The organism is Streptomyces sp. NPDC006385, assembly GCF_040612485.1.
In the GTDB taxonomy this organism is placed as follows: Bacteria; Actinomycetota; Actinomycetes; order Streptomycetales; family Streptomycetaceae; genus Streptomyces.
This window is the reverse complement of the sequence record NZ_JBEXQG010000050.1, coordinates 1-23,692: the sequence shown is the minus strand read 5'-3', so window position 1 is coordinate 23,692 and position 23,692 is coordinate 1. Positions and strand designations below refer to the sequence as shown.

Annotated in this window: 27 protein-coding genes and 2 pseudogenes; 15 read left to right on the top strand and 14 right to left on the bottom strand. The window is 71.4% G+C overall.

Annotation, left to right across the window (positions count from 1 at the left end; translation table 11 throughout):
* Nucleotides 1–20 precede the first annotated feature (20 nt).
* Nucleotides 21–905: an NADH-quinone oxidoreductase subunit H gene (locus ABZ078_RS30400; protein WP_356580566.1), complete on the top strand. Its 885-nt coding sequence runs from the start codon at nucleotides 21–23 to the stop codon at nucleotides 903–905.
* 29 nt (nucleotides 906–934) lie between these two features.
* Here the strand turns inward: ABZ078_RS30400 and ABZ078_RS30395 are convergent, their stop codons facing one another.
* Nucleotides 935–2,131 (bottom strand): IS110 family transposase, encoded by a 1,197-nt coding sequence (locus ABZ078_RS30395; RefSeq protein ID WP_356580483.1) that lies wholly within the window; start codon nucleotides 2,129–2,131, stop codon nucleotides 935–937.
* A gap of 230 nt (nucleotides 2,132–2,361) precedes the next feature.
* Here ABZ078_RS30395 and ABZ078_RS30390 point away from each other — a divergent pair, with 230 nt between their 5' ends.
* Genes ABZ078_RS30390 through ABZ078_RS30370 form a run of 5 tightly spaced genes read left to right on the top strand, consistent with a single transcriptional unit; the run spans nucleotide 2,362 to nucleotide 8,030 of the window.
* Nucleotides 2,362–2,931, top strand: coding sequence for an NADH-quinone oxidoreductase subunit J (locus ABZ078_RS30390; protein ID WP_356580481.1), 570 nt, complete (start codon nucleotides 2,362–2,364; stop codon nucleotides 2,929–2,931).
* The gene (locus ABZ078_RS30385; RefSeq protein ID WP_356580479.1) at nucleotides 2,928–3,233 is read left to right on the top strand and encodes an NADH-quinone oxidoreductase subunit K; all 306 of its coding nucleotides are present in this window, start codon (nucleotides 2,928–2,930) and stop codon (nucleotides 3,231–3,233) included. The genes ABZ078_RS30390 and ABZ078_RS30385 overlap by 4 nt, the downstream gene beginning before the upstream one ends.
* The gene (locus tag ABZ078_RS30380; RefSeq protein WP_356580477.1) at nucleotides 3,230–5,101 is read left to right on the top strand and encodes a proton-conducting transporter membrane subunit; all 1,872 of its coding nucleotides are present in this window, start codon (nucleotides 3,230–3,232) and stop codon (nucleotides 5,099–5,101) included. The genes ABZ078_RS30385 and ABZ078_RS30380 overlap by 4 nt, the downstream gene beginning before the upstream one ends.
* A gap of 5 nt (nucleotides 5,102–5,106) precedes the next feature.
* Nucleotides 5,107–6,612, top strand: coding sequence for an NADH-quinone oxidoreductase subunit M (locus tag ABZ078_RS30375; protein ID WP_356580475.1), 1,506 nt, complete (start codon nucleotides 5,107–5,109; stop codon nucleotides 6,610–6,612).
* Nucleotides 6,609–8,030: an NADH-quinone oxidoreductase subunit N gene (locus ABZ078_RS30370; protein WP_356580473.1), complete on the top strand. Its 1,422-nt coding sequence runs from the start codon at nucleotides 6,609–6,611 to the stop codon at nucleotides 8,028–8,030. The genes ABZ078_RS30375 and ABZ078_RS30370 overlap by 4 nt, the downstream gene beginning before the upstream one ends.
* Before the next feature lie 251 nt (nucleotides 8,031–8,281).
* Here the strand turns inward: ABZ078_RS30370 and ABZ078_RS30365 are convergent.
* Together ABZ078_RS30365 and ABZ078_RS30360 are read right to left on the bottom strand one after the other, a co-directional pair.
* Nucleotides 8,282–8,371: pseudogene (locus tag ABZ078_RS30365) on the bottom strand (transcriptional regulator); the annotation flags it as partial.
* A 208-nt stretch (nucleotides 8,372–8,579) separates the two neighbouring features.
* On the bottom strand, nucleotides 8,580–9,662 hold the full coding sequence (locus ABZ078_RS30360; protein WP_356580472.1) for an NUDIX domain-containing protein: 1,083 nt from the start codon (nucleotides 9,660–9,662) through the stop codon (nucleotides 8,580–8,582).
* Nucleotides 9,663–9,733: 71 nt separating this feature from the next.
* Between ABZ078_RS30360 and ABZ078_RS30355 the strand changes: the two genes are divergently transcribed.
* Nucleotides 9,734–9,898, top strand: a complete 165-nt coding sequence (locus ABZ078_RS30355) for a hypothetical protein (RefSeq protein ID WP_356580470.1) — start codon at nucleotides 9,734–9,736, stop codon at nucleotides 9,896–9,898.
* Here ABZ078_RS30355 and ABZ078_RS30350 read toward each other — a convergent pair.
* The 10 genes from ABZ078_RS30350 to merA (ABZ078_RS30305) all read right to left on the bottom strand — a co-directional run bounded on the left by ABZ078_RS30350 (nucleotide 9,880) and on the right by merA (ABZ078_RS30305) (nucleotide 18,729).
* Entirely contained in the window at nucleotides 9,880–10,509 is a 630-nt protein-coding gene (locus ABZ078_RS30350) for a class I SAM-dependent methyltransferase (protein WP_356580468.1), read from the bottom strand. The two genes, ABZ078_RS30355 and ABZ078_RS30350, sit on opposite strands and share 19 nt — an antisense overlap.
* Nucleotides 10,506–11,792: a methyltransferase domain-containing protein gene (locus ABZ078_RS30345; protein ID WP_356580467.1), complete on the bottom strand. Its 1,287-nt coding sequence runs from the start codon at nucleotides 11,790–11,792 to the stop codon at nucleotides 10,506–10,508. Before ABZ078_RS30345 ends, ABZ078_RS30350 begins: the two co-directional genes overlap by 4 nt.
* Complete coding sequence (locus ABZ078_RS30340) at nucleotides 11,789–12,400, bottom strand: hypothetical protein (protein ID WP_356580465.1); 612 nt, start codon at nucleotides 12,398–12,400, stop codon at nucleotides 11,789–11,791. Before ABZ078_RS30340 ends, ABZ078_RS30345 begins: the two co-directional genes overlap by 4 nt.
* 182 nt (nucleotides 12,401–12,582) lie before the next feature.
* Entirely contained in the window at nucleotides 12,583–12,924 is a 342-nt protein-coding gene (locus ABZ078_RS30335) for a MerR family DNA-binding protein (RefSeq protein ID WP_086755786.1), read from the bottom strand.
* Nucleotides 12,925–12,975: 51 nt separating this feature from the next.
* The gene (merB, locus tag ABZ078_RS30330; protein ID WP_086755787.1) at nucleotides 12,976–13,623 is read right to left on the bottom strand and encodes an organomercurial lyase MerB; all 648 of its coding nucleotides are present in this window, start codon (nucleotides 13,621–13,623) and stop codon (nucleotides 12,976–12,978) included.
* A gap of 109 nt (nucleotides 13,624–13,732) precedes the next feature.
* Nucleotides 13,733–14,182, bottom strand: coding sequence for a MerR family transcriptional regulator (locus tag ABZ078_RS30325; protein ID WP_237277184.1), 450 nt, complete (start codon nucleotides 14,180–14,182; stop codon nucleotides 13,733–13,735).
* A 245-nt stretch (nucleotides 14,183–14,427) separates the two neighbouring features.
* Nucleotides 14,428–15,189, bottom strand: coding sequence for a glycoside hydrolase family 15 protein (locus ABZ078_RS30320; RefSeq protein ID WP_086755788.1), 762 nt, complete (start codon nucleotides 15,187–15,189; stop codon nucleotides 14,428–14,430).
* A gap of 63 nt (nucleotides 15,190–15,252) precedes the next feature.
* Complete coding sequence (locus ABZ078_RS30315; protein ID WP_086755789.1) at nucleotides 15,253–16,611, bottom strand: NAD(P)/FAD-dependent oxidoreductase; 1,359 nt, start codon at nucleotides 16,609–16,611, stop codon at nucleotides 15,253–15,255.
* Nucleotides 16,612–16,704: 93 nt separating this feature from the next.
* Nucleotides 16,705–17,211, bottom strand: coding sequence for a DUF1440 domain-containing protein (locus tag ABZ078_RS30310; RefSeq protein ID WP_086755790.1), 507 nt, complete (start codon nucleotides 17,209–17,211; stop codon nucleotides 16,705–16,707).
* 93 nt (nucleotides 17,212–17,304) lie between these two features.
* Complete coding sequence (merA, locus tag ABZ078_RS30305) at nucleotides 17,305–18,729, bottom strand: mercury(II) reductase (protein WP_086755791.1); 1,425 nt, start codon at nucleotides 18,727–18,729, stop codon at nucleotides 17,305–17,307.
* Nucleotides 18,730–18,852: 123 nt separating this feature from the next.
* Between merA (ABZ078_RS30305) and ABZ078_RS30300 the strand changes: the two genes are divergently transcribed.
* The 4 genes from ABZ078_RS30300 (at nucleotide 18,853) to ABZ078_RS30285 (ending at nucleotide 20,346) form a co-directional block, all read left to right on the top strand.
* Nucleotides 18,853–19,275, top strand: a complete 423-nt coding sequence (locus ABZ078_RS30300) for a metalloregulator ArsR/SmtB family transcription factor (RefSeq protein WP_086755792.1) — start codon at nucleotides 18,853–18,855, stop codon at nucleotides 19,273–19,275.
* Nucleotides 19,262–19,585 carry a hypothetical protein gene (locus tag ABZ078_RS30295; RefSeq protein ID WP_198427656.1) on the top strand — a complete coding sequence of 108 codons (324 nt, stop codon included), beginning with the start codon at nucleotides 19,262–19,264 and terminating at the stop codon, nucleotides 19,583–19,585. Before ABZ078_RS30300 ends, ABZ078_RS30295 begins: the two co-directional genes overlap by 14 nt.
* A 74-nt stretch (nucleotides 19,586–19,659) precedes the next feature.
* The gene (locus ABZ078_RS30290) at nucleotides 19,660–19,947 is read left to right on the top strand and encodes a hypothetical protein (RefSeq protein WP_086755793.1); all 288 of its coding nucleotides are present in this window, start codon (nucleotides 19,660–19,662) and stop codon (nucleotides 19,945–19,947) included.
* Between the two features lie 21 nt (nucleotides 19,948–19,968).
* Nucleotides 19,969–20,346 carry a hypothetical protein gene (locus ABZ078_RS30285; protein ID WP_086755794.1) on the top strand — a complete coding sequence of 126 codons (378 nt, stop codon included), beginning with the start codon at nucleotides 19,969–19,971 and terminating at the stop codon, nucleotides 20,344–20,346.
* A 2-nt stretch (nucleotides 20,347–20,348) separates the two neighbouring features.
* Here the strand turns inward: ABZ078_RS30285 and merA (ABZ078_RS30280) are convergent, their stop codons facing one another.
* Nucleotides 20,349–21,773: a mercury(II) reductase gene (merA, locus tag ABZ078_RS30280; protein ID WP_086755795.1), complete on the bottom strand. Its 1,425-nt coding sequence runs from the start codon at nucleotides 21,771–21,773 to the stop codon at nucleotides 20,349–20,351.
* Between the two features lie 125 nt (nucleotides 21,774–21,898).
* Between merA (ABZ078_RS30280) and ABZ078_RS30275 the strand changes: the two genes are divergently transcribed.
* From ABZ078_RS30275 to ABZ078_RS30260, 4 genes and pseudogenes are all read left to right on the top strand, one after another.
* The gene (locus tag ABZ078_RS30275) at nucleotides 21,899–22,285 is read left to right on the top strand and encodes a metalloregulator ArsR/SmtB family transcription factor (protein ID WP_107468970.1); all 387 of its coding nucleotides are present in this window, start codon (nucleotides 21,899–21,901) and stop codon (nucleotides 22,283–22,285) included.
* Nucleotides 22,282–22,584: a mercury transporter gene (locus ABZ078_RS30270; RefSeq protein WP_086755797.1), complete on the top strand. Its 303-nt coding sequence runs from the start codon at nucleotides 22,282–22,284 to the stop codon at nucleotides 22,582–22,584. Before ABZ078_RS30275 ends, ABZ078_RS30270 begins: the two co-directional genes overlap by 4 nt.
* Nucleotides 22,585–22,712: 128 nt before the next feature.
* Nucleotides 22,713–23,285 (top strand): thioredoxin-like domain-containing protein, encoded by a 573-nt coding sequence (locus ABZ078_RS30265; protein ID WP_086755798.1) that lies wholly within the window; start codon nucleotides 22,713–22,715, stop codon nucleotides 23,283–23,285.
* Nucleotides 23,285–23,650: pseudogene (locus ABZ078_RS30260) on the top strand (cytochrome c biogenesis protein CcdA); the annotation flags it as partial. The gene ABZ078_RS30265 and the pseudogene ABZ078_RS30260, both read left to right, overlap by 1 nt.
* Nucleotides 23,651–23,692: the final 42 nt, after the last annotated feature.

Sequence of the window (23,692 nt, the reverse complement as noted above, 5' to 3'; positions counted from 1 at the left end):
CGCTGCTGGCTGCTCCGGCGATGCTGCTCGCTCTGGCCATGCTGGCGGTGGCCGGCAACGCCGTGCTCGAGGCCCGTGAGGCGGGCCGGCCGTTCGCTCCTTCGGCCGCGGTGCGGCCGTTTCTCGGCGTTCCGCAGGCACTGCTGGCGCAGCCGCGGCGCCTGCAGGCCCCGGATGTGCTGCTGTGGCGGGCAGGGGTGATCACGGTGCCGGTGGCCGCGGCGCTGTCCACACTGGTGATCCCGTTCGGCACCACGGTGGTGGCCGATGTGTCGGTCGGGCTGGTGTGGTTCAACGCCATGGAGGTGTTGACCTGGGCCGGTCTGTGGCTGGCGGGGTGGGGTCCCAACGCGGCCTTCTCCCTCATCGGCGGCTACCGGTTCCTTGCCCAGGGCCTGGCCTATGAGCTGCCGTTGATGTTCGCACTGATCTCGACCGCCACCGGGGCGCAGTCCCTGCGGGTGGCTGACATCGCCGCCGCCCAGCACGGCCTGTGGTACGCGGTGTGGATGCCGGTCGCATTCATCGTCTATCTGGCCGGTGTCCTGGCCTTCAGCTTTCTTGGCCCGTTCGCCTACCCGGCCGGCCGTGACCTTGCTGGCGGGGTGCTGAGCGAAGCCTTTGGGGCGGACCGGCTGCTGCTCGAGGCCGGGCGGTGGCTGTGGCTGGCCGCGGGAGCGGCGATGGCAGTGCCGCTGTTCCTCGGTGGCGGCGCCGGCCCGGGCCTGCCGCCCTGGGCGTGGTCGCTGGTCAAGACGCTGGGGGTGCTGGCCGTACTCGTGGTGGCGGTGCGCAGGCTGCCGGTGATCCGCGCGGACCGGTATGTGGAGCTGGCCTGGCTGGTGTTCATCCCGCTGACGATCGCGCAAACCCTGATCCCGGCCCTGGTCCACCTGAACCGATGACGAGTAAAGGGAGCTTCCCAATGACTTTGTCAAGCGGCGACCGTGACGGTCGGTGAAGTGTGGAAATGCGCTCCGTCACGGATCATCGCCCACAGCACGTTGATGCGTCGGCGGGCGAGGGCCAGCACCGCCTGCTTGTGTCCCTTCCCCTCGCTCCGCTTGCGGTCGTAGAACGCCTTGGATGCCGGACAGCAGCGCAGGCTGACCATGGCCGACAGGTACATGGATCGCAGCAGTCCACGGTGATAGCGGCGTGGTCTGCGCAGATTGCCGCTCACGCGCCCAGAGTCGCGAGGCTGTGGCGCCAGGCCGGCGAAGCCGGCCAGACGGTCGGCGCTACCGAAGGCGTCCATATCGCCACCGGTCGCAGCGATGAACTCGGCTCCGAGCTTGGCACCCATGCCCGGCAGGCTGCGGATCACCTCGGCGTGCGGATGCTCGCGAAATCGGCCCTCGATCAGGGCGTCGAGTTCGGCGATCTCCTCGTCGAGGGCCATCACCCCCTTCGCGAGGCGGACCACCATGGCGGCGGCCAGCTTCTCGCCGGGCAGGGCGGTGTGCTGGGCGTCGGCGGCCTCCACGGCCGTCTTCGCCAGTGCGGCGGCTCCCCGGACCTTGCGGTTCTTCAGCCAGGTCTCGATCCGCTTCACTCCGGTGCGGCGGATGGCGGCAGGAGTCTGGTAGCCGGTCAGCAACAGGACCGGCCCTCGGTTCGTCAGCTCCAGGCACCGTTCCAACGCCGGGAAGATTCCGAGGAGTTGACCTCGCAGGCGGTTGATCTGCCGAGTGCGGTCGAAGACAAGGTCCAGGCGCCGGGTCGTGAGTGTGCGCAGGTCGACCGCGACGTCGTCACCGGGCCGAAGCAGTCCGAGGTCCCGGCGGACGCGAGCCTGATCGGCGATGACGAAGGCGTCCTTCGCGTCCGTCTTCCCCTCGCCCCTGTAGGTGCCGGAGGCCCGGTGCACCGCCAGGCCGGTCAGGTACGCGACGGGCTGGTCGTGGCTGACGAGCAAGCCGATCAGCAGGGCGGCGCCACCGTGGTTGAGGTCGACTGCCCAGAGCGCGTCACGGGATATGTCCAGCACATCGCCGATCAACTGCAGCAGCTCGGTCTCGTCGTTCTGGACCCGGCGGGACAACAGCCGCTCGCCGTCTGTGTTGATCACCACGCAGTGGTGATGCGTTTTGCCGATGTCTACCCCGGCCCAGATCTCGGGCACGGCCACCTCCGCCAGCTCGTCGTACGTCGATCCCGCAGACGACCTCGCCGGCGTTGCCCTACAGCAGCGATCGAGTCGCAGTTCCCGTTGGCGGTCGAGTCGTCGCGGGGCCCTGGGCGGCCAAGCTCCCTAAGCCATCACACGGTCTCAGCCATGACAGCCATACCCGGGGCCCCAGGGGCGACTGATCTTACGAATGACCAGTTCAAACCCACATCAGAAAGGTAGGGCACGTCATGACGACGACCGACCTCCTGCTGCTGGCCGTGCTGGGCGTACTCGCCCTGGCCGGCGGTGTGCTGGTGTTCACCCTGAACTCGATGGCCCGCGTCACCTTCTCCCTGCTGGCATCCCTGTGCTGCGTCGGCGGCGTGGTGATAGTCCTGGGGCTGCCGTATCTGGGCGTGGTGATCGTGCTGATGATGGTCATGGAGATGGTGATCATGGCTGTGTTCATGATCGCCTACATGATGAACCCCGCCGGTCTGTTGCCGATGTCGATGCTGCACAACAAGTGCGGCTCCCTGGTCATCAGCACCGTGGTGTTCGCCGGCCTGGTCGCCGGAATCTTCGCCGTGCCGTGGCCGAAGGCAGCCGGGGCGCGGCCGAAGGACACGACCTTCCAGGTCGGCATGGCGCTGATGGGCCCCCAGATGCTGACGATGGTGACGCTGGGGTTCGTGCTGCTGGCCACCATGGTCGGCGCCACCGTCCTGGCCACCCACCGGGGCCGTTACGACCGCTTCGGCGACGACCTCGACCAGCGGCCCGCGCACGACCCGGCCGGCGGCGGGGTGGGCCGATGACCTTCGAGCTGCTCCTTGTGCTGGCCGCGGGCCTGTTCTCGATCGGCCTGTTCGGTGCGCTGTCCCAGCAGTCCATCGTCATGATCATGATGGGGATCGAGCTGATGATCGGCGGGGTCATCGTGGCCGCCGCCGACTTCTGGCACTACCTCGCCCCGGCCGCGGCAAGCGGCCAGGTGGTGATCGTGGCGGCGGTGGTAGCGATGGCGGTGGAGATGGCCATGGGCTTCGCCGTCACCACGGCCATCTACCGCGCCCGGCAGGTCGACATGACCGACATGGCCGAGGAGCTGAAGGGGTGAGCGCGCTGCTCTGGCTGCTGATCGCCGTCCCTCTGGGCGCTGGAACTCTCCTTGGTCTGGTCGGCAGAGGCATCAACCGCCAGGCCCGGGTCCTCGGTATCGCGGCGGCCCTGGTGACGCTGGGCCTGGCGGTGGCCGCCGCGCTGGCACGCCCCGGAGCGAGTGCGCCGCTGTTCGCCGGGATGAGGGCCTCACTGGCGGTGGACGGTCTCTCCGCGGTCATGGTCGTCACCATCGCAGCGGTCGCCCTGGGGGTACTGCTGTTTTCCGCCGGGGAGTTCGGCCCGGAGGAGAACCGGGGCCGGTTCTTCGGGCTGATGCTGCTGTTCGCCGGGGCCATGCTCGTCACCGTCACGGCGACCACGCTGCCGCTGCTGCTGATGGCCTGGGAAGTCATGGGCGCCACCAGCTGGGCGCTCATTGGCTACTGGTGGCAGCAGCCCGAGCGGGTGCGCGCGGCGGACGTCGCATTCCTCACCACCCGCACCGCCGACCTCGGCCTATATCTCGCGGCCGGGGCCGCCTTCGCAGGCGGCATCGGCTCGCTGAGCCTGGACGCGCTGCCCGGTGCGAGCACCCCGTGGCTGCATCTGGTCACGGCGGGAACCGTGGTCGCGGCGCTGGGCAAGTCCGCCCAACTGCCCTTCTCCTTCTGGCTGTCCAGGGCCATGCAAGGCCCCAGCCCCGTCTCGGCGCTGCTGCACTCGGCCACCATGGTCGCCGCCGGCGCCTACCTGCTGCTGCGCCTGCACCCCCTGCTGGCCGCCACCGCCTGGGCCGGGCCGCTGGTGGCCTGGACGGGCGCACTCACCGCCCTGCTCCTCGGGGTGGTGGCTGTCGCCCAGCGCGATCTGAAGCAGCTCCTCGCGGCCTCCACCTCCGCACAGATCGGCTACATGGTCCTGGCGGCCGGCAGCGGCGGCGTGGCGGGCGGCGCCACCCAGTTGGTGGCGCACGCCGCCACCAAGGCGGGGCTGTTCCTGGCCGCCGGGGCGTGGCTGACCGCGCTGGGCACCAAGCAGCTGCCCGCCCTGCGCGGCGCCGCCCGCCGCTACCCGCTGATCGGAGCCGTCTTCGCCGTCGGTGCGCTGACACTGGCGGGGCTGCCGCCGCTGTCGCTGTGGGCGGCCAAGGACGAGGTCCTCGCCGCCGCCCGGGCCCAGAGCACCGGACTGTACGCCATCGGCCTGGCGGGGGCCGCTGTGGCGGCGGTCTACAGCATCAAGGCCCTGCGGTACGTCACCCGCCCCCTACCTGACGACGCCGAAGCCGGCTACGACACCGAGCAGCACGGCACCCGCCACTTCTCTACCGCCGCGCCGGTGCCCCTGTGGGCGCTGACGGGGGCCGCGGCGGTGCTGGGTGTGCTCGCTCTGCCCGGACCGGCGTCCTGGCTGAAACACCTGGTCGGCGCACCCGACGAGCCGAGCCCCGCAGCGTGGGAGCTGGGACTGTCCGCCGGCGTGGCGCTCGCCGCCGCTGGCGTGGCCTGGTGGTGGCCCGCCCGCCCGGCACCAACACCCCGGGCCGCAATGCGATGGGCTGAGCAGTGGCTGCTTTTGGAGCGGACTGCCGAAGCCGTGGTGGTACGGCCCGTCCTGGCCTTGGCGCGGACGCTGGCGGTCTTCGACGACCGGGTCGTCGACGGCGCCGTGCGCCAGGCGGCCCGCGGCGGACTGGCCGCAGGACGGCTCGCCCGCCGGGCCGACGACGGCGGCATCGACGCCGCCGTCCGCGCCATCGCGTCCGGCGCCCGGAGCCTGGGCCGGTGGGCACGACGCCCGCAGACCGGACTACTGCACCAGTACTACGCCCAAGCCGCCGTCGGCTTCGCGGTGCTGACCCTGATCGTGCTGTTGGTGAGGTAACCCCTGTGCTGAGTGTCGTCACCTTCCTGCCGCTGCTGGTGTGCGCGGTGCTGTTGCTCTGGCCGCGTGCCCTGCCCGACCGGGCGTACGTCTGGGTGTGGATCGCTGCCGCTGCCGCGGACCTGGCCCTGGTCATCGCCCTGTGGGCCGGCTTCGATACCGGCGGCGGGATGCAGTACGAGCAGCGGATGCGCTGGATCCCCAGCGCCGGGGTCGGCTACCACGTGGGCGTCGACGGACTCTCCCTGCCTCTGGTGGCCCTGACCTGCCTGTTGTTCCTGGCCGTGGCCGTGTACTCACTGCGCGAGACCACACGCGTGCGGTCCTACGTCTGCCTGTTCCTCTTCCTGCAAACCGTGAGCTTGGGCCTGTTCGTCGCCCTGGACCTCATCTTGTTCTTCGTCTTCTTTGACCTGTCGATCGTCGGCATGTTCTTCGTCATCGCCGGCTGGGGCCATGGCGAACGCGCCCGGGCCGCGGCGCTGAAGTTCTTCCTCTACACCTTCATCGGCTCCCTCGCCCTGCTCCTCGGCTTCATCGGCCTGTACCTGGCCGCCAGTCCGCACACCTTCGACATCACCGAACTGACCCGCACCAACCCTCTGGCCGGCCGTGGCCTGTACGCCGCACTGGTGCTGCTGGCGGTCGGCGTCGGCCTGGCCGTCAAGACGCCGACGGTGCCGTTCCACACCTGGCTGCCGCCCGCCCACACGGACGCCCCTGCCGCCGGCTCGGCGATCCTCGCCGGAGTCCTGCTGAAGATGGGCACCTACGGGCTCGTCCGCATCGCCATGCCCCTATTGCCCGGCTCCTGGCGCCACTACGCCCTGGTCATCGTCATCATCGGCGCGCTCTCCATCGTGTACGGAGCCCTGGTTGCGCTGGGCCAGACCGACTTCAAACGCATGATCGCCTACACCTCGGTCAACCACATGGGCTACATCATCCTCGCCGTCGGAGCCGCCGGAACCCTCGCCGGCAGCGACGCCCAGGCCCGCTCGCTGGCGGTGACCGGCGCGGTCACCCAGATGGTCAGCCACGGCCTCATCACCGGCGCGCTGTTCCTGCTCACCGGAGTGCTCTACGACCGCGGGCACACCTATGCGATGGACGCCTACTCCGGTCTGGCCGCGCACACCCCGCGCTTCGCCGGCGTCACCGCCGTCGCCGCGTTCGCCAGCCTCGGCATCCCCGGGTTCTCCGGCTTCATCGCCGAATTCCAGATCTTCACCGGCTCCCTCGCCTCCCAGACGACCGCCACCGCGATCGCCGTGACCGGCATCCTCATCACCGCCGCGCTGTTCCTGCGCGCCCTGCGCTCGATGTTCCTCGGACATCCGCGCCTGCCGCAGACCATCCCCACCGGTGGCATCAGCGACCTGCGCGGCAGCGAGGCGGTCCCGACCGTAGCGCTGATGGCCGTGGCCCTGGTCATCGGTGTCGCGCCACGCTGGCTGCTGGACGTCATCGAACCCGCCAGCCGCACCGTGACCGGGCTGGTGGCACGGTGAACGAGAACCTGACCGCTCTGCTGCCCGAGATCGCCCTGCTCGGCGCCGCTGTCATCGGCCTGCTCGCCGGATCCTGGCTGCCGCGCCACCGCCAGTGGCCCATCGCCGTCCTCGCAGGCGCCGCCTGCATCACCGGGCTGGCCGCCACAGCCCACACCATGGCCACCGACCGCGAACAGACCGTCTTCTCCCACGCCTTCGCCGTGGATGCGGCAACCGACGCCGGCCGCCTGATCGTCCTGGGCGCTCTGCTGCTGGTCATCGCCATGTCGGTGGAAACCGTCCGCGGCCACAAACGCCAGACCGAGTACTGGGTGCTGCTGCTGATGACCGGCGCCGGCACCCTCACCCTGATCGGCGCGAACGATCTGCTGATGCTGTTCGCCGCCTACCTGCTCGCCAGCGTCCCTGCCTACGCCCTGGCAGCCTTCGCCAAGGACGCCCCCGGCACCGAAGCAGCCCTGAAGTACTACCTGATGGGCGCCCTGCTCGGCGTCACCATGCTCGCCGGCACCGCCCTCCTCTACGCCGCAGGCCACGCCACCAGCTACCGCGAACTGCACGCCACGCTCCCGGCCGCACCCTACGGGCTCACCGCCGTCGGACTGGTGGCCGTCCTGGCCGGGCTGCTGTTCAAGGCCGGAGCCGTACCCGCCCACTTCTGGGTCCCCGACGTGACCCAGGGCGCACCCACCCCCGTGGCCGCCTACGTCACCACCCTGCCCAAAATCGGCGGTTTGATCGCCGGCTACCGGCTCCTCCACCAGACCCTCGCGGATACCAACGTCAATTGGCCGCTCCCGCTGGCCATCATCGCCGCCGTGACCATGACTCTGGGCAACCTCGCCGCGTTCTTCCAGACCGACGTCAAACGCCTGCTCGCCTACTCCACCATCAGCCAGGTCGGCTATCTCCTCATGGCCCTGGCCATGGCCACTCGAACCGACCTCGCACAAAAGAGCCTGCTGTTCTACCTGGCCGCTTACGCCGCCACCAACCTCGGCGCCTTCGCCGTCGTCACCGAACTGCCCCACGCCCGCACTTTGCAGGACTATCGCGGCCTGGCCCGCCGTCACCCCGGCCTCACCGCCGTGCTGGTCGTCTGCCTGCTCGGCCTGGTCGGCACCCCACCCACCGGCATCTTCCTCGGGAAACTCGAGATTTTCACCGCAACCATCGACGGCGGCTACACCTGGCTCGCCGCCCTCGCCGTTGCCAACACCATTGCCTCCCTCTTCTACTACCTGCGCTGGCTCACCCCCCTCTTCGCCAGCGCCGAGCCGGCACCCGCCGAAGCCCACACCGTCCTCGGGCAGTGGGCCGCCGGCACCGCATACACCGCCGCGGCACTCTCCCTCATCCTCGGCCTCACCGGCGGAGTGGTCCTCCTCATGGGAGATGGCGCACTACTGTCCTGACACCGCGCCTTACATCCCAGCATCCACGCCCGCCACGGCCCTGAGCCAGCAGCTCAGCAATGACCTTGGACATGCCGCCCCCCAGACTTCTCGGCTCACCTGTCCACAGCCCACGACTTCCCATCGACGCAGGCACGGGCGGCTGCGTGCCGTTGCTGCATCGTTCCCTGGCCCGTCCGTCGACGACCTGTGTCGCGGGGGCCATTCCTCACGGGAACAGCCAGTAGCGCCAGCGCGTGATCTCGAAACTGGTCGTCGAGGTCGGCGGGGTAGGCAGGGACGTCGCGTAGGGTGAGCAGGACGCGGCAGCGGATCGGGTCAGCGAGCGCGCGGCCGCACCGAAGGGCTTGTCGGGAGAGGGATCCCGCTCACGCGGCATTGCGGAGCGCGATCTGCCCCCGAAACGGATTCGGCGTGCCCTGGCTTCACCCCGTCGCTCGGACCCACATCCAGGCTCAGGGGGTTCGACGTGGTACCGGGCATGGTCAAGCAGTTCAGCGCTCGCGGTGCCGTGGAACTCGACACGTTGAAACCCGACACATGTGTTGCCTAGTGAAGCAGATGGAAGTCGCCGTGGGTGCGCACCGTGTCCGGGGCGGGCAGGGTGGCGGCCTTCTTGGCGGTGGCGCGGATGAACTCCTCGTCCCCGGGCGCGAGGTGGGGCCGGGCTCCGGCCAGGTGCCGCTCGAGCTTCCCCAGGGGCAGGGTGCCAGCGGCCGGACGCGGTGGGGCGCTGGTGTGGATGGCGGCGGCGAGCTGCCCGATGTGGTGGAAGATGAGGCGCTGCTGCTCCGGCGAGTGGACGGCGCCGTGCAGGGAACGTCCTCCCACTGCGGTGAGCACCACGGCCCGCAGCGTGGGGTCGGCAGCCACCAGCCGGGGCGCCGCCGCGCCGAGCCCAGTGACCCAGCCGCGCAGCGCGTCCACTTCACGGCGGTGGAAGCGGTCGTTCTGGTGGATCTTGACGTACCAGGTGCCGCCCTCGGCGCCGTCCGCCCTCCATACACGGCTCTCCGCCCGCGCCCAGGACACGTCTGTCCATACGGTGATCCGGCCGACCGCCTGCTCCGCGAAGGCGCGCACCGCCTGATCCGGATCCACGCCGCGGTCGGCGGGTTCGGGGACCAGGACCAGCCGGTCAACGGTCGGGTCGTAGGCGATCGGATCGCCCGGCTCCTGGAAGTGGACGGCCATCCGCGCACCGGCCCGGTAGGCATCCAGCCCCGCCCGGCAGTACGCGACCATCGGCTCCGGCAGTTTGTCGAGCGCGAACCAGTCCATGGCGTCGCACACTCGGTGCTCCATGACCTTCGGGATGCCGTCCCAGTGCCTCACCTCGAAGAACACGCCAATGCGCGCGCCGCCGGCGGGGGAGCGGTGATGCACGGTGACAGCCGCGCGGACGTCGGCCGGATCGACGACGATGCCGGCCTCTTCCCGGGTTTCGCGCACCAGCGCCGTGACCATGTCCTCCCATGGACCGTCCAGGTGCCCGCTGACCAGGTGCCAGCACCCGGCCGCGTACACGTCACCGGCCCGGCGGGACAGCAGCACCTCGGGCCCGGCCAGGCCGTCGCGCAGGGCGATGAGGTGGACGTCGAGCGGCTCGGTGTGCCGCTGGGCGCCGGTCACGCGTCACCGCCGGGGCGGCGGGCGAGCAGCACCGTGAACTCTGCGTCCTCCTTCAAGACGCCGCCGCGCGCATGGCCCTGGAGGAGGCGGAGTGCCTCGGCTTCGAACTGGTGGTGCCGGTGGGCGAAGAGGGCGGGGCGGGCGAAGCTCGTGGTGTGCAGGTATCCGAGGACGTCCTCGGGCCTCCAGGCGCGGGCGATGGGGAAGCGGTGCTCGGCTACGTCGCTGAACGCTGAGTCGGCGAGGTCCTCTTCGTAGGAGCGGCCCCGCCCGGCGTACGTGCCGCGGGTGCCGCGCGCCGGTCGTTGCCGAGGTAGGTCTGGATCAGTTCCCGAAGGGCGGCGGTCCAGTCCGTTTCGTGGGTCCACAGGCTGCCGTCTCCCATGATGGCCACGACGGCGTTCGGCGCGGCCACCCGGTCCGCCATGTTCAGGACCTCCGCGCGGGACATCCAGTGGAAGGACCTGCTGCAAGTGATCAAGGTGGGTGCTCGGCCGGGCGCGGTGGGGGTGAAGGTGTGCGCTTCGCCGGTGAAGGCGTTCACCGTGCAGGACCCGCGGACCGGTCCGAGGATGGCGAGGGCCGTCTCGAGCATGTGCTGGTTCACGTCGACCAGATCGATGTGAACCAGCCGGCGCAGAACGGGCAGCAGCGCGCGGGGCACCTGGCCGGTGCCGGTGCCCAGGTCCAGCAGGACGGGGGCGGGTACGCCGTGCTGCGTGGCGGCCAGGAGGCGGACGGCCGCGTCCGGCAGGCCGGGACGGTAGCGGGCGTAGTCGGCGGTCTCGGACCCGAACAGGTCGTCGTCCGAAGCGGCCGCAGCGGCTGGCTGGTCGGGGCGGGTCATTGTGCATCTCCAGGAGCGTGAGGAAGTTGCCAGGTCAGGGCGCCGGCCGGGCTGGTGACCCGCTGGACGTCGTCGGTGTCGAGGTGGAGCCGGTAGGCGGCGGGTTCGCCGGCTGCCCGCCACCGGGTGGCGGCGTCCTGGATCTCCGCCCAGATGTCCCGGGGGCCGCAGGTCGTCACGTCCCACCGCCGGTGACCGGCGGCGCGCACGCGCATCCACGACCCGCACTCGGGCGCGCCGATTGTCAGGTCCTCGGCGCCGAAGTGGCGCACCAGCCCCGGGTGGAGGTAGTCCAGGGCGAGCCACATGCCGCGCGCCGTGTCGGCCGGCGGCGCGAGCCGGGTGCGCTGCGTCCACCCGTCGGCCGTGGTGATCGTCTTGCGGAAGGAGGCGGACAGGAACAGCCGGTCGAAGCCGGCACCGGCGCGGTGCCCGAACTCGACCGCGCGCAGCTCCGCCTCGACGGTGCCGTCCGGTCGTTTGTCGATCACGGCCAGGCCCGGCCACGACGGTGACGACGTCCCGAGCGTCATCAGCGCGCGCCCGCCCGGCGCCAGCTGCTCCACCAGGGCGGTCGGGACGCGGCGGACGGCGAAGGAGACGAAGACCCGGTCGTACGGGCCGGCGTCGGGCCAGCCTGCGGTGCCGTCCCCGGTCACGGCCGTCGGCTGGTAGCCGAGTTCGCCAAGGCGGTCGCGGGCGGCCGCGGTGACGTGCGGGTCGATGTCGAGGGTGACGACCCGGTCGTGGCCGCACACGAAGCACGCCACCGCCGCGGTCACCCCGGCGCCCGTCCCGACGTCCAGCACGCGCTGCCCGGGCCGCAGGTCCAGGAGCTGGAGCAGGTCCGCGGTCAAGCCCATCGTGCTCGACATCGCGGTCATCGCGCCGCCGCGCCGCGACCCGGTCGTACGGCCGAGGATCGGCTCGCCGTCGTGCTGGATCGCGACGCTGTCCCCGCTGTGCAGCCGCTCCAGCAGCTCATCCCGGTCCGCCGGACGGCTCCAGTCCAGCAGATCCCAGCGCGGCGGGGTCTCGTCCGGGGCGCTGCGCCGCACGTACGCCTGGGGCATCAGGACCTGGCGCGGCAGCGCGAGCAGGGCCTCGCGCACCGGCCCGGGGCGCAGCTCACCGCTCTCCTCGAGCCGGGCGACCATCGCCGCCCGGGCAGCCGCAGCCCCGGAGGCGTCGCTGGCGGGCCGGGCGGGTTCGCTGCACCCGACGGGCTCGGATGGGGCGGGCACGGCGGACGGCACCGCCGCCGTGTTCGGCACCGTGTTCACGCGGCATCTCCTCCGGGCGAGCGATTCTGGCGGGCGTCTTCCGTATGCACGGGGGCGGGTACGGCCGCAGCGGCCGTCCGTAGTGGGGGCGGCGGCGGTACGGGCTCACCGGCTGTCCCCGGCGTGGCGGGCGGCTGGTCCGGCATATGCCGCAACGAGCGCAGCGGAGAGCGGGCGAGGACCAGGAGGGGAACGAGCAGCAAGAAGGTCCCGGCGGTCAGGGTGGGCCGCACTCCGATCCACGCGCCCAGGCCGCCGGCGAGCAGCGCGGCCGCGGGGCGTGCGCCGGCCGTCAGCCACGTGCTCACGGCCTGCATCCGCGCCTGCATCCCGGGCGTGGTGATGATCTGACGGATCGATCGCTGGGTGGTGCCTGCGGCACCGGCGCAGGCGAGCTGCAGGCACAGTGCCGCTCCGATCGCGATCTGCCAGCGAAGGCCGGGGGAGGCGAGCAGCAGCGGGATCTGGGTCAGCGGGGTGAGTGCGAGCGCGGTCAGCATCATCGGCCCCGGCCCCCACCGGCGGGCCAGCGCCGGGGCGGTCAGTGCCCCGGCCGCCGCGCCCAGCGCGCCGAGCCCGAGGAGCACACCGAAGGCGGTCGCGCTCACCGCGAGCGTCCGCAGCAGGTTTGTCTCCGCAGACGCTGTGTCCCCCGCAGGTCGTGTCGCTTTACAAGGGGGACGAAGACCTGGCCTGTGTCGCATTCGAAGGGCTCACCGTGTCGCTATCTCCAACGCTTGTCGTGACGAAGGCCACACTGTAGCGGGCCCTGAGACGCGAGTGGGATGGATCAGGGGGCCTGGGTGGTGAGTTGGCGTAGTGCGGCTTGGGTGCGGGTGAGGGCGGTGATGCGTTCCTCGATGTGGCGCAGGTGGGCTTCGATCAGTGCGGCGGTGTGGGGGCAGGGGGCTTGGCCGCTGTCGCGCAGGGCGAGTACGCCGCGGATCTCGGCGAGGGTGAGTCCGGCGGCTTGGGCGTCGCGGATGAAGGTGAGCCGGGGCTGGGCCTCGGGCGGGTAGTCGCGGTAGCCGCCCGCAGTCCGGGGCGGTGCGGGCAGCAGTCCGCTTTGCTCGTAGTAGCGGATGGTCTTGGTGGTGAGGCCGGTGGCCGTGGCGAGGGTGCTGATGCGCATGGTTCCAGCGTTGACCTTCCAGCAGGGGGGAAGGTCAAGGCTGGGCGCGGTTCAGCAGCAGGACTCCGGGGTTGTCCCGTCGAGGAGGTTTTGGGTGAGGGGGCGGCCGAGCTGGTAGGCGTCGGCGACGGGCAGGACGGTCATGCCGGGGTGGTCGGTGAGCCAGTCCTGGGCGGCGGCCGGGTTGGCGAAGAAGTGGACGTGGTTGCAGAAGGCCGAGCGTACGGAGGTCATGTCGTCGGGGGTGACGATCGAGACGACGGCGTCGGCCGGGGCGAGGTCGGTGACGCCGTCGGGGGCCGCGGTGAGGCTGATCGGGGTGCCGGTGGCGTGGCAGGGGGATTCGATGTGGGCGGTGCGGCCGAGGACGGCTGGGAAGACGAGGGTGTCCAGGGCGCACCAGGTGTACAGCTGCTTGCCGTTGACTTCGAAGCGGTGGGGGGTGGGGCGCTGGGTCAGGCCGCTGCCGATGATGCGGCCGCTGTCGTCGTATTCGGTGTCGGGCATGGCGGCCAGGGCGTGGCGGACGTCGTCTTCGCTGTGGCCGGTGGCGGTGGCGAGCTGGGCGGTGGTGACGGGCTGGCCGGTGGCCAGCAGCTGGAGCAGCGGGCGCCACAGCCAGGGCTGGCCGGTGACGGTTTCACCGCCGCCCAGGGCGGTGGTCAGGCGGTCGGCGAGCTGCTGGGCGGAGGTGTCCATGGTGGAGATTCCTTGTCGTCTTCGGGCGGAGGCCGGCAGAGGGCCGGCTGCCGTGCGTCCGGATGGTGGCGTCTGGTGTTGACCGTAGGGTCTGTCCCCGGGGGCAGAGTCAAGCGCACCGTGTGCACCGTCGCGGATCGTCCGCCAGCAGGCCGGGGCCGCTGCCGTGGGCAAGTTCAGCCTGGTGAGTGGCTTCGAAGGCGTCGATGCGGCGCCGTGTCTTTTCTAGGTCTGCGATCTTGCTGTCGATGCGGGCCCGGGCGGTGCGCAGACGTTCGGCGAGTGAGGGGCCGAGGGCTCGCTCGCCGTTGTCCGCGTAGGTGCTGAGGAGGTCGCGGATCTCGGCAAGGGTGAGGCCGAGGCTGCGCAGTTCGCCGATCAGCCGTACGCACCACAGGGCGTCAGTGTCGTACAGACGGTAGTTGGCCGGGCTGCGGCCAGCAGTGTAGATCAGGCCCCAGTCGGTGTAGGTGCGCAGTGCCTTGACGGTCACCTGGGTGCGCCGGGACAGTTCGCCGATGGTCATCGGCTGCGCGGGCGGCTCGCTGGTCACAGGCATCTCCGGATACTGGGCGCGGGTTCTGTCGAGGATGTGTCGGGGCGGATCGGGTCAGTAATGGCCGCTGGTGCGGCTGGGTTGAGCGTTCTCTCCGTGATGGCGGCCAGGCGAGTGCGCAGGGTGATCGGTGCGGTGAGGCTGCGGACCGTGTGATGTGGCCGGTCGGGGCAGGACCCGCCGGTCGGGGAGTGTCTCGGTCGGCGATGCACGCTCCCGTAGGGCGCTTTCGGCCGGGCACTTTGCGCTCAACGGCCGTCTACCTCCTGCGGGCAGAAGACCTGGGTCTCCCGGGGACCCAGCCGGCCATGATCGCGCCGTAGGGCGCCATGTTTACCGGCCTCCTTCTCGTGTGCCTGTGGGGTTGGGGGCGGTGGTCGGCGGCTGCCCTTGGCCGTGGTTCCTGCCAGGCGGAGGGCCGCGTTGATCAATCCGATGTGGGTGAAGGCTTGTGGTGTGTTGCCGAGCTGTTCGCCGGTTGCGGGGTCGATTTGTTCGGCGAGGGAGCCCAGGGGCTGGGCTAGGTCGCACAGGGCGGTGAACAGACGCTCGGCTCGTGCGGGGCGTCCGGCCAGGGTGAGGGCTTCGACGAGCCAGAAGCTGCACAGGATGAAGGCGCCTTCGGCGCCGGGGAGGCCGTCGGGGCTGCTGCGTGGGGTGGCCGGCGGGTACCGCCACAGAAGGGATGGCTGATGGGGGCCGCTGGGTGGGGCGAGGTGGTCGAGGATGGCGTCGATGGTGGCGGTCTGCGCGGGTCGGGTGCCGTCGATGAAGCCGACGAGGGGGAGCATGAGCAGTGCGCCATCCACTGCTGGGTCGTCGTAGGCGCGGAGTTCGTCCTCGCCGTCGGGTGCCTCGCCGTAGCCACCGCGGGCGATCCCGACGTCCGTGCCGTCCAGCCCGACCGAGAGCACCTCCACCAGGGCCTGCCCCTGCGCGGGCTTCGGGTCGGGCAGTTCTACCAGCCGGTGGGTATCCGCTGTCCTGGGCGTGGTGACGACGGCACGCATGGCGGACTCCCTGTCTGGTTGTCTGGGCTGCTAACGGCGGTTACGGCGCGCGGTGGGGAAGAGTCACAGGTCCAGGCGTTCGGTGGCCTTCAGATACGCCTCGCTGTAGGTGGGGAACTGCGCGACCTGATCCAGCAGGGTGTCGATCGGGATCTGCGCGCGGATGGCCAGAGCGGCCTGGTGGATCCACTCCCCGGCCTGTGGGGCGATGGCCCACGCGCCCACGAGGATCCGTCGCTCACGGTCAGCGAGCAGCCCGAGGTGACCGGTGGGTTCCGTCTCGTAGGTCCAGGGACGGGCGAGGGAGGCTGCGAGGTCGAGTTCGCTGGTGGCCAGGTTGATGCCCTGCTCGCGTGCTTGTTCGCCGGTGAGGCCGACGGCGGCGATCTCCGGCTGGGCGAAGACGACGCGGGGGATGGCGGTGTAGTCGGCGCGGCGGGGTGTGCCGAGGATGGTGTCGGCGACCACCCGGGCCTGGTACTGGGCGACGTGGGTGAACAGGGCGATGCCGGTGACGTCGCCGAGCGCCCACAGTCCGTCATCGGTGACGCGGCAGTGCATGTCGACGTCCAGGGCCCCGCGGTCGTTTGCCCGGATCCCGACGGCGTCCAGCCCGAGGTCGCCGGTGCGCGGGCGGCGGCCCGCCCCGAGCACCATCACGTCGGTATGCACGCGGCTGCTGTCGTCCAACTCGACCACGGTGTCATCGCCCTCTTGGCGGACGGCCGTGGCCTGGCGGCCTACACGTACGTCGATGCCGTCCTTGCCGAGCCGGTCGGCGACCAGCTCGCCGAGGCGGTGCTCCTCGCGGTCCAGCAGCCGCTGGCCGCGCTGGACGATCGTGACCTGGCTGCCCATGCGGGCCAGGAACTGGCCCAACTCCACGCCGACCGCGCTGCCGCCGATCATCACGGCGCGCCGGGGGATCTCCCGCAGCGTGGTGGCCTCCCGGTTGGTCCACACCTCCACCTGGTCCAGTCCGTCGATGGGCGGACGCAGGGCCTCGGAGCCGGTGGCGATCACGAGGTGCTCGGTAGTGATCTGCCGGCCGTCTGCCTCGATCCGCCAGGGGCCGCGGCCGGTCAGGCGGGCGGCGGCTTTGATGACGGTGGCACCCTGCTCGCGGTAGCCGTCGATCTGGGCAGCGTCGTCGAGGTGGCGGATCATGTAGTCGCGGTAGTCGCGCAGGGCCGGCCAGTCCTGCTCGGGGGTGGACAGGCCCGCCGCGCCCGCGGCTTCGGCGCGGGCCTCGGGCGGGCGCAGCAGGGTCTTGGAGGGGATGCAGGCCCAGTAGGCGCATTCACCGCCGATGAGTTCGCGCTCCACCAGGGCCACCCGCAGACCGCCCGCGACGAGGCGTGAGACGGCGACTTCTCCTCCGGGGCCGGCTCCGATGACGATCACGTCGAAATCCGTAGGCATACTGTCGTTCCTTTCGGCGGTACGGGTCGGGTGTTGCGACGCTGCGGGTGTCTTGTGTGACGCTGCGGTGGCGGCCGGGCATCCCTGCCGCTGTCAGGGGCGGCGGTGCCGCAGCGCCCAGCCCGCCTCGGTCACCACGGCCACGGCCGCCCCGAAGGCCAGGTGGGCCAGAATTCCGCGCACATGGGTGACGGCCGGATAGGCCCGGTTGGGGGCGCTGTAGCCGAGCGCGGGGGTCAGGGCCTCGTCGACGATGAGGGACATCGCCGCCCCGGTTGCCAGCGCGGTCGTCAACGGCGGCGTGTGCCACCGGCGGCGGATCAGTGCGTACAGCGGCGCCCAGCTCATCGCCAACCCGTAGTGGAACGCCATTCCCGCCCGCTCCAACTGCTCCTCGGACAGGTCGAACCCCAACAGCCGGGCGTTCTTCTCCGCGGCGATCTGGAACGGCGGGCCTGGCCGGGCGGCGTCCTCGCGCGCCCGGGACTCCTGTGACTCCCATGCGTACAGCGTGCTGCTGACCGGTTCCATCACCTTGGTGGCCAGGTAGCCGGAGGCGGCGCCGAGTGCCAGGTCCTCGACAAGATGCTGGGCCTTCATGGCTTTCCTCCCGCACGTCCGACGGTGGGCGCGCTGCTGAACCCGGACTTCATGGGTGCTCCCCCTTCCTTTTGTGACGGCTGCGGCGGAGCGTCAGGAGGCGCAGCAGGACAGCTTGCTCACGTCCCGTGTGTAGGTCTGGGCGGCGAGCTTCAGCCCTTCGGCCATGGTCAGGTAGGGGCACCACAGGTCGGCCATCTGGTGCACCGTCATCCGGTTCGCCAGGGCGTAGACGGCGGTGGCGATGACATCGCCACCGCCGTCGGCGATGACATGGACGCCGAGCAGCTTGCCGGTACCACGTTCGGCGACGAGTTTGATCAGGCCGTGGGTGTCGCGGTTGACCAGTGCGCGAGGCACGTATTCCAGGGGCAGGATGCGGCAGTCGCACGCGAAGCCTTGTGCCACGGCTTGTGCGTCGGTGAGACCGGCGGCGGCGATCGCCGGGGTGGTGAAGGTGACCCGCGGCAGGTGGTGGTAGTCCAGGGTGCGCTCGGCGCCGTCCAGGGCGTTGTCCGCGACCAGTGTGCCGTGGGCAGCGGCGACGTACACGAACTGCGGGTGCCCGGTCACGTCACCGGCGGCCCAGATCCGTTCGTTGCCGGTGCGCAGGTGCTCGTCCACGATGATTTCGCCGCGCTCCCCGGTCTTGACTCCCACCGTTTCCAGGGCGAGGCCGTCGGTGACGGGGCGGCGGCCGGTGGCCACCAGCAGTTGCTCCGCCTGGAGTTCGAAGACCTCGCCCCTGCGGGCGGCGGTGAGCCGGTAGCCGCTGGTGTCGCGGCGCACGGCGGTGACGGTGAGGCCGGTGTGCACGCCGATGCCCTCGCCGGTGAAGACGTCCTCGATCATTGCGGAGACCTCGGGCTCCTCGAACGGGGCGAGCCGGTCCAGCGCCTCGACGACGGTCACCTGGGTACCGAGACGGGCGAAGAGCTGGCCCTGCTCCAGGCCGATGGCGTTGCCGCCGACCACGAGCATCGACTCGGGCAGGTGGTCGAGTTCCATGGCGGTGGTGGAGGTCAGGTAGCCGGCCTCGTCCAGGCCGTCGATGGGCGGCGCCCACGGGGCGGAGCCGGTCGCGATGACGTAGTGGGCGGCCTCGATCGTAGTCGTACCGCCGTCGTTCAGGGTGACCTCAAGGACCGGGCCAGAAGCGAAGCGGGCGGTGCCAGCCAGGATCGTCCAGCCGTACTCGGCGGCCAGGTCGGTGTACTTCTCCGCCCGCATCGCCTCCACCAGGGCCTGCTTGCCGCTGATCAGGGCGGTGAAGTCCACCGGTCCCGCCTCGGTGCGGATACCGGGGAACGGCTGGGCGAGGGCCACGTGGCGGGCCTCGGCGGCGGCCAGCAGCGCCTTGGACGGCACGCACCCGGTGTTCACACAGGTGCCGCCGGTGGCGCCGCGCTCGACCATCACCACCTTGGCGCCCTTGTTCCGTGCGGCGATTGCGGCGGCGAACGCCGCCCCGCCCGAACCGATGACCGCCAGGTCGAAGCCGTTGTGCCGCGTGCTCACAGCCACCACCTCCCTGGGGGACCGGGTTACCCGGTCCGCTTTCTATACGCCTTGCCGAATGCCCGAACGCCGCCATACTATTCGAGTAAGCGAATAGATGCATGTGGAAGAGGGCTGGTGGCTATGGGCCCTGCGCCTGTCCTGGTCCGCACCGCAGTCATAACGGCCGCCCGCCAGGCCGACAGCGGGTGCGCGCATACCGACGCCGCTGCCCGGTTCTTCCGAGCCCTGTCCGATCCCACCCGGCTGAAGCTGCTGGAGTTCATCCTTCGCGGGGAGCGCACCTGCCCCGAGTGCGTCGGATACGCCGGTGTCTCCCAGTCGCGGGTCTCGGTCCAACTGGCCTGCCTGACGGCCTGCGGGTATGTGACCGGCCACCGGGACGGCAGGAGGCTGCGCTACCGCGTCGGCGACCCCCGGGTGGCGGACCTGGTCGTCCTCGCCCGCGCCGTCGCCGCGGACCACGACGGCGTCCCGGACCGCTGCTCCGGTGATCACGCCCAGCCGGGACCGATGCTCGGAAGGAACCGCCATGCCGACCTCTGACCGGCCTCCCCGCCGCGAACCGGACCGGCCCGGCATGGACGCTGCCCCGGGCATCGGGATCGTCCTGCTGATGATTGCCTGCTGCGCGCTTCCCGTCCTCATCCTTTCCGGTGCCCTCGCCGGGATCGGCGCCTGGCTCGGCAATCCTTGGGTGATCGCCGCGGCCGTGGTCCTGGCCGTCGCGGCCGTCACCGTCCTCGTACGCCGCCGCGCCCACCGCGACGACTGCTGCCCGCCCGGGGACGCCTCGGGCACCTCCGCGACGCGCCACCGCGAACCCCGCCAGGGAGGCGGCCCGCATGACCGCTGACACTGCTGTCGCCCGCCCCGGCTCATATCCGCGCAACCAGTTGGCCGCGTGTGACTGACACCGAGGAGGCCGTCATGTATGCCCCTTCCCAGCCCTCACGCCGCGAGCCGGACCGGTCCGGTGACGGCGCAGCCGCAGGCACCGCCTGGCTGCCGCCCCCTGCTCGCATTACCGGCCTTGCCCTGCTCGCCGCCGGGGTCCTGGCCGGGATCGGCCTCGTTTTGTCGATCACGTGGGCGGTCGACGTCGCGGTCGTTCTGGCCATCGCTACCGTCGCCACCGTGCTCGTGCGCCGCTCTCTGCGGCGCGACGCGTCCTCCCCGGACGACCAGGCCCGCCGGCGCCGCAGGCGGTGCTGCTGAACCGCAGGGAGGAATCCTGCGATGACGGCCGCCTCATCCGCACCGGCCCAGCGCACTGCGCTGGGCCGGGCTGCTCGGCGGCTGCTGGAAGTCACGCTTGCCGCTCTCGGTGCCCTGGCCGCCACGCTTGGCGCGGGGGTGGCGCTGGTCGGCCTGTGCTGTGGCGGCCTGGCCGTCACGGGTGCGGGCACGGCCGCCACGGGCGGCGCTGTGGCAGGCCCCTGGTCCTGGCTGTTTCTGACGGCCGGGACCACGCTGATTGCTGCCTCGCTGATCGTGCGGCGTCAGCGTACGCGGGCCTGCTGCCCGCCCAAGCAAGCTCCGTCCGGTCATCGCGTCGTTGGCGAGGGCGCCGTCGGGCGGGATCCCCTCAGGCAGGGGCCCCGGGACGGCGGCTGAGTTCAGCCGGCGCAGCAGGAGAGCCTGGCGACGTCCGAGGTGAACGTCTGAGCGGCCAGCTTCAATGCTTCGGCCATGGTCAGGTAGGGGTGCCAGGTGCGGGCGATCTGGTCGACGGTCAGCCCGGCGGTGATGGCGTAGGTGGCGGCGGTGATGATGTCGCCCGCGCCGTCGGCCAGGACGTGGGCGCCGAGCAGCTTTCCGGTGCCGCGTTCGGCGATGAGCTTGACCAGGCCGCGGGTGTCGCGGTTGGCCAGCGCCCGGGGTACGTACTGAAGCGGCAGGGTGCGGCACTGGCAGGCGATGCCGGCCTCGGCCAGCTGGGCGTCGGTCATTCCGACCGAGGCGATGGCGGGGCTGGTGAAGGTGACCTTCGGCAGCGCGGTGTAGTCCAGGGTGCGCTCCGCGCCGTCCAGGGCGTTGTCTGCGACGAGCGTGCCGTGGGCCGCGGCCACGTACACGAAGTCGGGGTGCCCGGTGACGTCCCCGGCCGCCCAGATGCGGGGATTGCCGGTGCGCAGGTACTCATCCACCACGACTTCGCCGCGCTCGCCGGTCTTCACGCCCACCCGCTCCAGGCCGAGGCCGTCGGTGACCGGCCGGCGTCCGGTGGCGACCAGCAGGTGGCTGGCGCGCACCTGCTGCTCGCCGCCGGGACCGGTGAGGGTGGCGAGGATGCCGTCGCCGTCGCGGCGTACCGCGCTGACCTGGGTGCGGGTGTGGACGGTGATGCCCTCGTCCGCGAAGACGGCCTCGATGCCGGCGGAGATCTCCGGCTCCTCGCCGGAGGCCAGGCGGGAGCGGACGGCCATGGTGACACGGCTGCCGAGGCGGGCGAAGAGCTGGGCCTGCTCCAGGCCGACGTAGCCGCCGCCGAGCACCAGCAGGTGCTCGGGGAGCTCCTCCAGCTCCATGGCGGTGGTGGAGGTCAGGTAGCCGGTCTCGTCCAGGCCGTCGATGGGCGGGGCCCAGGGCGTGGAGCCGGTGGCGATCAGGTAGTGGGCGGCCTCGATGGTGGTGGTGCCGCCGTCGTTCAGCGCGACCTGGAGTACGGGGCCGTCGGCGAACGTGGCGGTGCCGTGCACGATCTGCCAGCCGTAATCGGCGGCCAGATCGGTGTACTTCTCCGTACGCAGCTGCTCGACCAGGGCGTCCTTGCCGCCGATCAGGGCCGGGAAGTCGACCGGCACCGTGGCCGGGGCCAGCCCGGGGAACCGGCCGGCCGCCTGCGCGCCGTGGCGGGCCTCGGCGGCGGCCAGCAGCGCCTTGGACGGCACGCAGCCGACGTTCACGCAGGTGCCGCCGGTGGTGCCGCGCTCGACCATGACCACGCGCTTGCCCTTGTTGCGGGCCGCGATGGCCGCGGCGAACGCGCCGCCTCCCGAACCGATGATCGCCAGGTCGTAACCAGTGTGTGCCTGGAGCACAGCACTACCTCCCTCAGTGGGGCCAGGCTCCGTGCCGGACCCCTTTTCTATGCGGCTTGCCGAATGGCAGAGGACCACCATACTATGCGGGCAAGCGAATAGCTGCTTGTGGAAAGGCCCCGCCCATGAAAACCCCTGCCCTTGCCGGCTCCCCTGCCACGGCCGATGCGGCCGAGGTGCCGTGTCTCCACCTGGACACCACGGCCAAGTTTTTCCGCGCCCTTGCGGACCCCACCCGGCTGAAGCTGCTGGACTTCATCCAGCGCGGCGAGCGCACCAGCGCGCAGTGCGTCGAGTACGCCGGCATCTCGCAGCCGCGGGTGTCGGTACACCTGTCGTGCCTGGTGGACTGCGGCTATGTCAGCGCCCGCCGGGACGGCAAGAAACTGCGCTACTCCGTCGGCGACCCCCGCGTCGCGGACCTGATCATGCTGGCCCGGTCCCTGGCCGCCGACAACGCCGCCGCGCTTGACTGCTGCACCCGCATCCCCGGAGAGGGGGAGCAGCGATGACGCCTCCGCCCACCCAGACACCTGACCGCCGTGGCGGCCTGCTCGGCACCCTCGGGATGGTCGGCGTCATGCTGCTGCCGATCATCTGCTGCGCCGGGCCGGTGCTGCTGGCCAGCGGCGCCCTGGCCGGGCTGGGCGGGGTGCTGGTCAGCCCCTGGCTGCTGGCCCCGGCCGCCATCCTGCTGGCCGGCGCTCTCGCCTGGTGGATGCGCCGCCGCAGCACCGCCGGCGGCGACTCCTGCTGCCCCCCGGCCACCCGCACCGACCAGCACGACCGCGACCTGCTCCGCAAGCACTGATCCCGCCCGGCGCTGCCGCACCGCGCCCGCGGTGACACCTTCCGGTCACCCGCCGCACTCACCCGTCCGCTCCGCTGTCGGCCGGGACCAGCTCCGGTCCTGGCATCCGAGGAAGGCCCGCACCACCTATGACTTCCCCGTCCCCCACCGCCCGCCGCACCCGCCTGCGCCGCCGTACCGCCCTGGCCCTCGCCGCGGCCGCTACCGCCGCACTCACTCTGTCCGCCTGCGGCACCGGCACCACCGCCGACTCCGCGGCCAAGACCGATACCGTCAGCGGCACTTCCGCCGCTGCCAAGGCGGACACCGTCACCCTTCTTGACGACACCACGCTGGCGCTGCCCGCGAAGGAGCCCGCCGCGCTGTTCTTCTTCTCCGTGGGCTGCGGCGAGTGCGCGGGCGGCGCGAAGTCGCTGGATACGGCCGCCAAGGAGTTCGAGAAGGCCGGGAAGAAGGCCAATTTCCTCGCGGTGGACATGGACCCGAGCGAGTCGAAGACGACCATCATGCAGTTCCTCCAGTACATCAAGGCCCCCTCCCTGCCCACCACCGTCGACAAGGGCGCCGCCCTGTCCCTGCGCTATAAGGTCTCGGCCCTGTCCACGCTGATCGTCGTCGACCCCCAGGGCAAGGTCACCTACCGGGCCACCGACCCCTCCGCGGACCAGATCCAGGACGCCTTGAAGAAGGCGGGCGCGTAGTGAACGGCCTGCTCGCCCTCGCCTTCGCCGCCGGCATGCTCGCCCCGGTCAACCCGTGCGGCTTCGCCCTGCTGCCCGCATGGATCACCGCCGCCCTCGGCGAGAACGACACCTCGCCGGTGCCGGTACGCCTGGCCCGCGCCCTGCGCTCCGGCGCCGCCCTCACCCTCGGCTTCGCCGGCACCCTCGCGGTCGCCGGGCTCATCGTCAGCGCCGGCGCCCGCGCACTGATCAGCGCCGCCCCCTGGCTCGGCCTGGCCACCGGCGTCCTCCTGCTGCTCCTGGGCGCCGTCATGCTCACCGGCCGCTCGCTCGGCCTGCGGCTGAACCTGTCCACCGGTACCAGGGGGTCGGGGGGCCCGCCCCCCGCCCCCCGCAACACGAACACACCGCCCACGGAGTAGGGG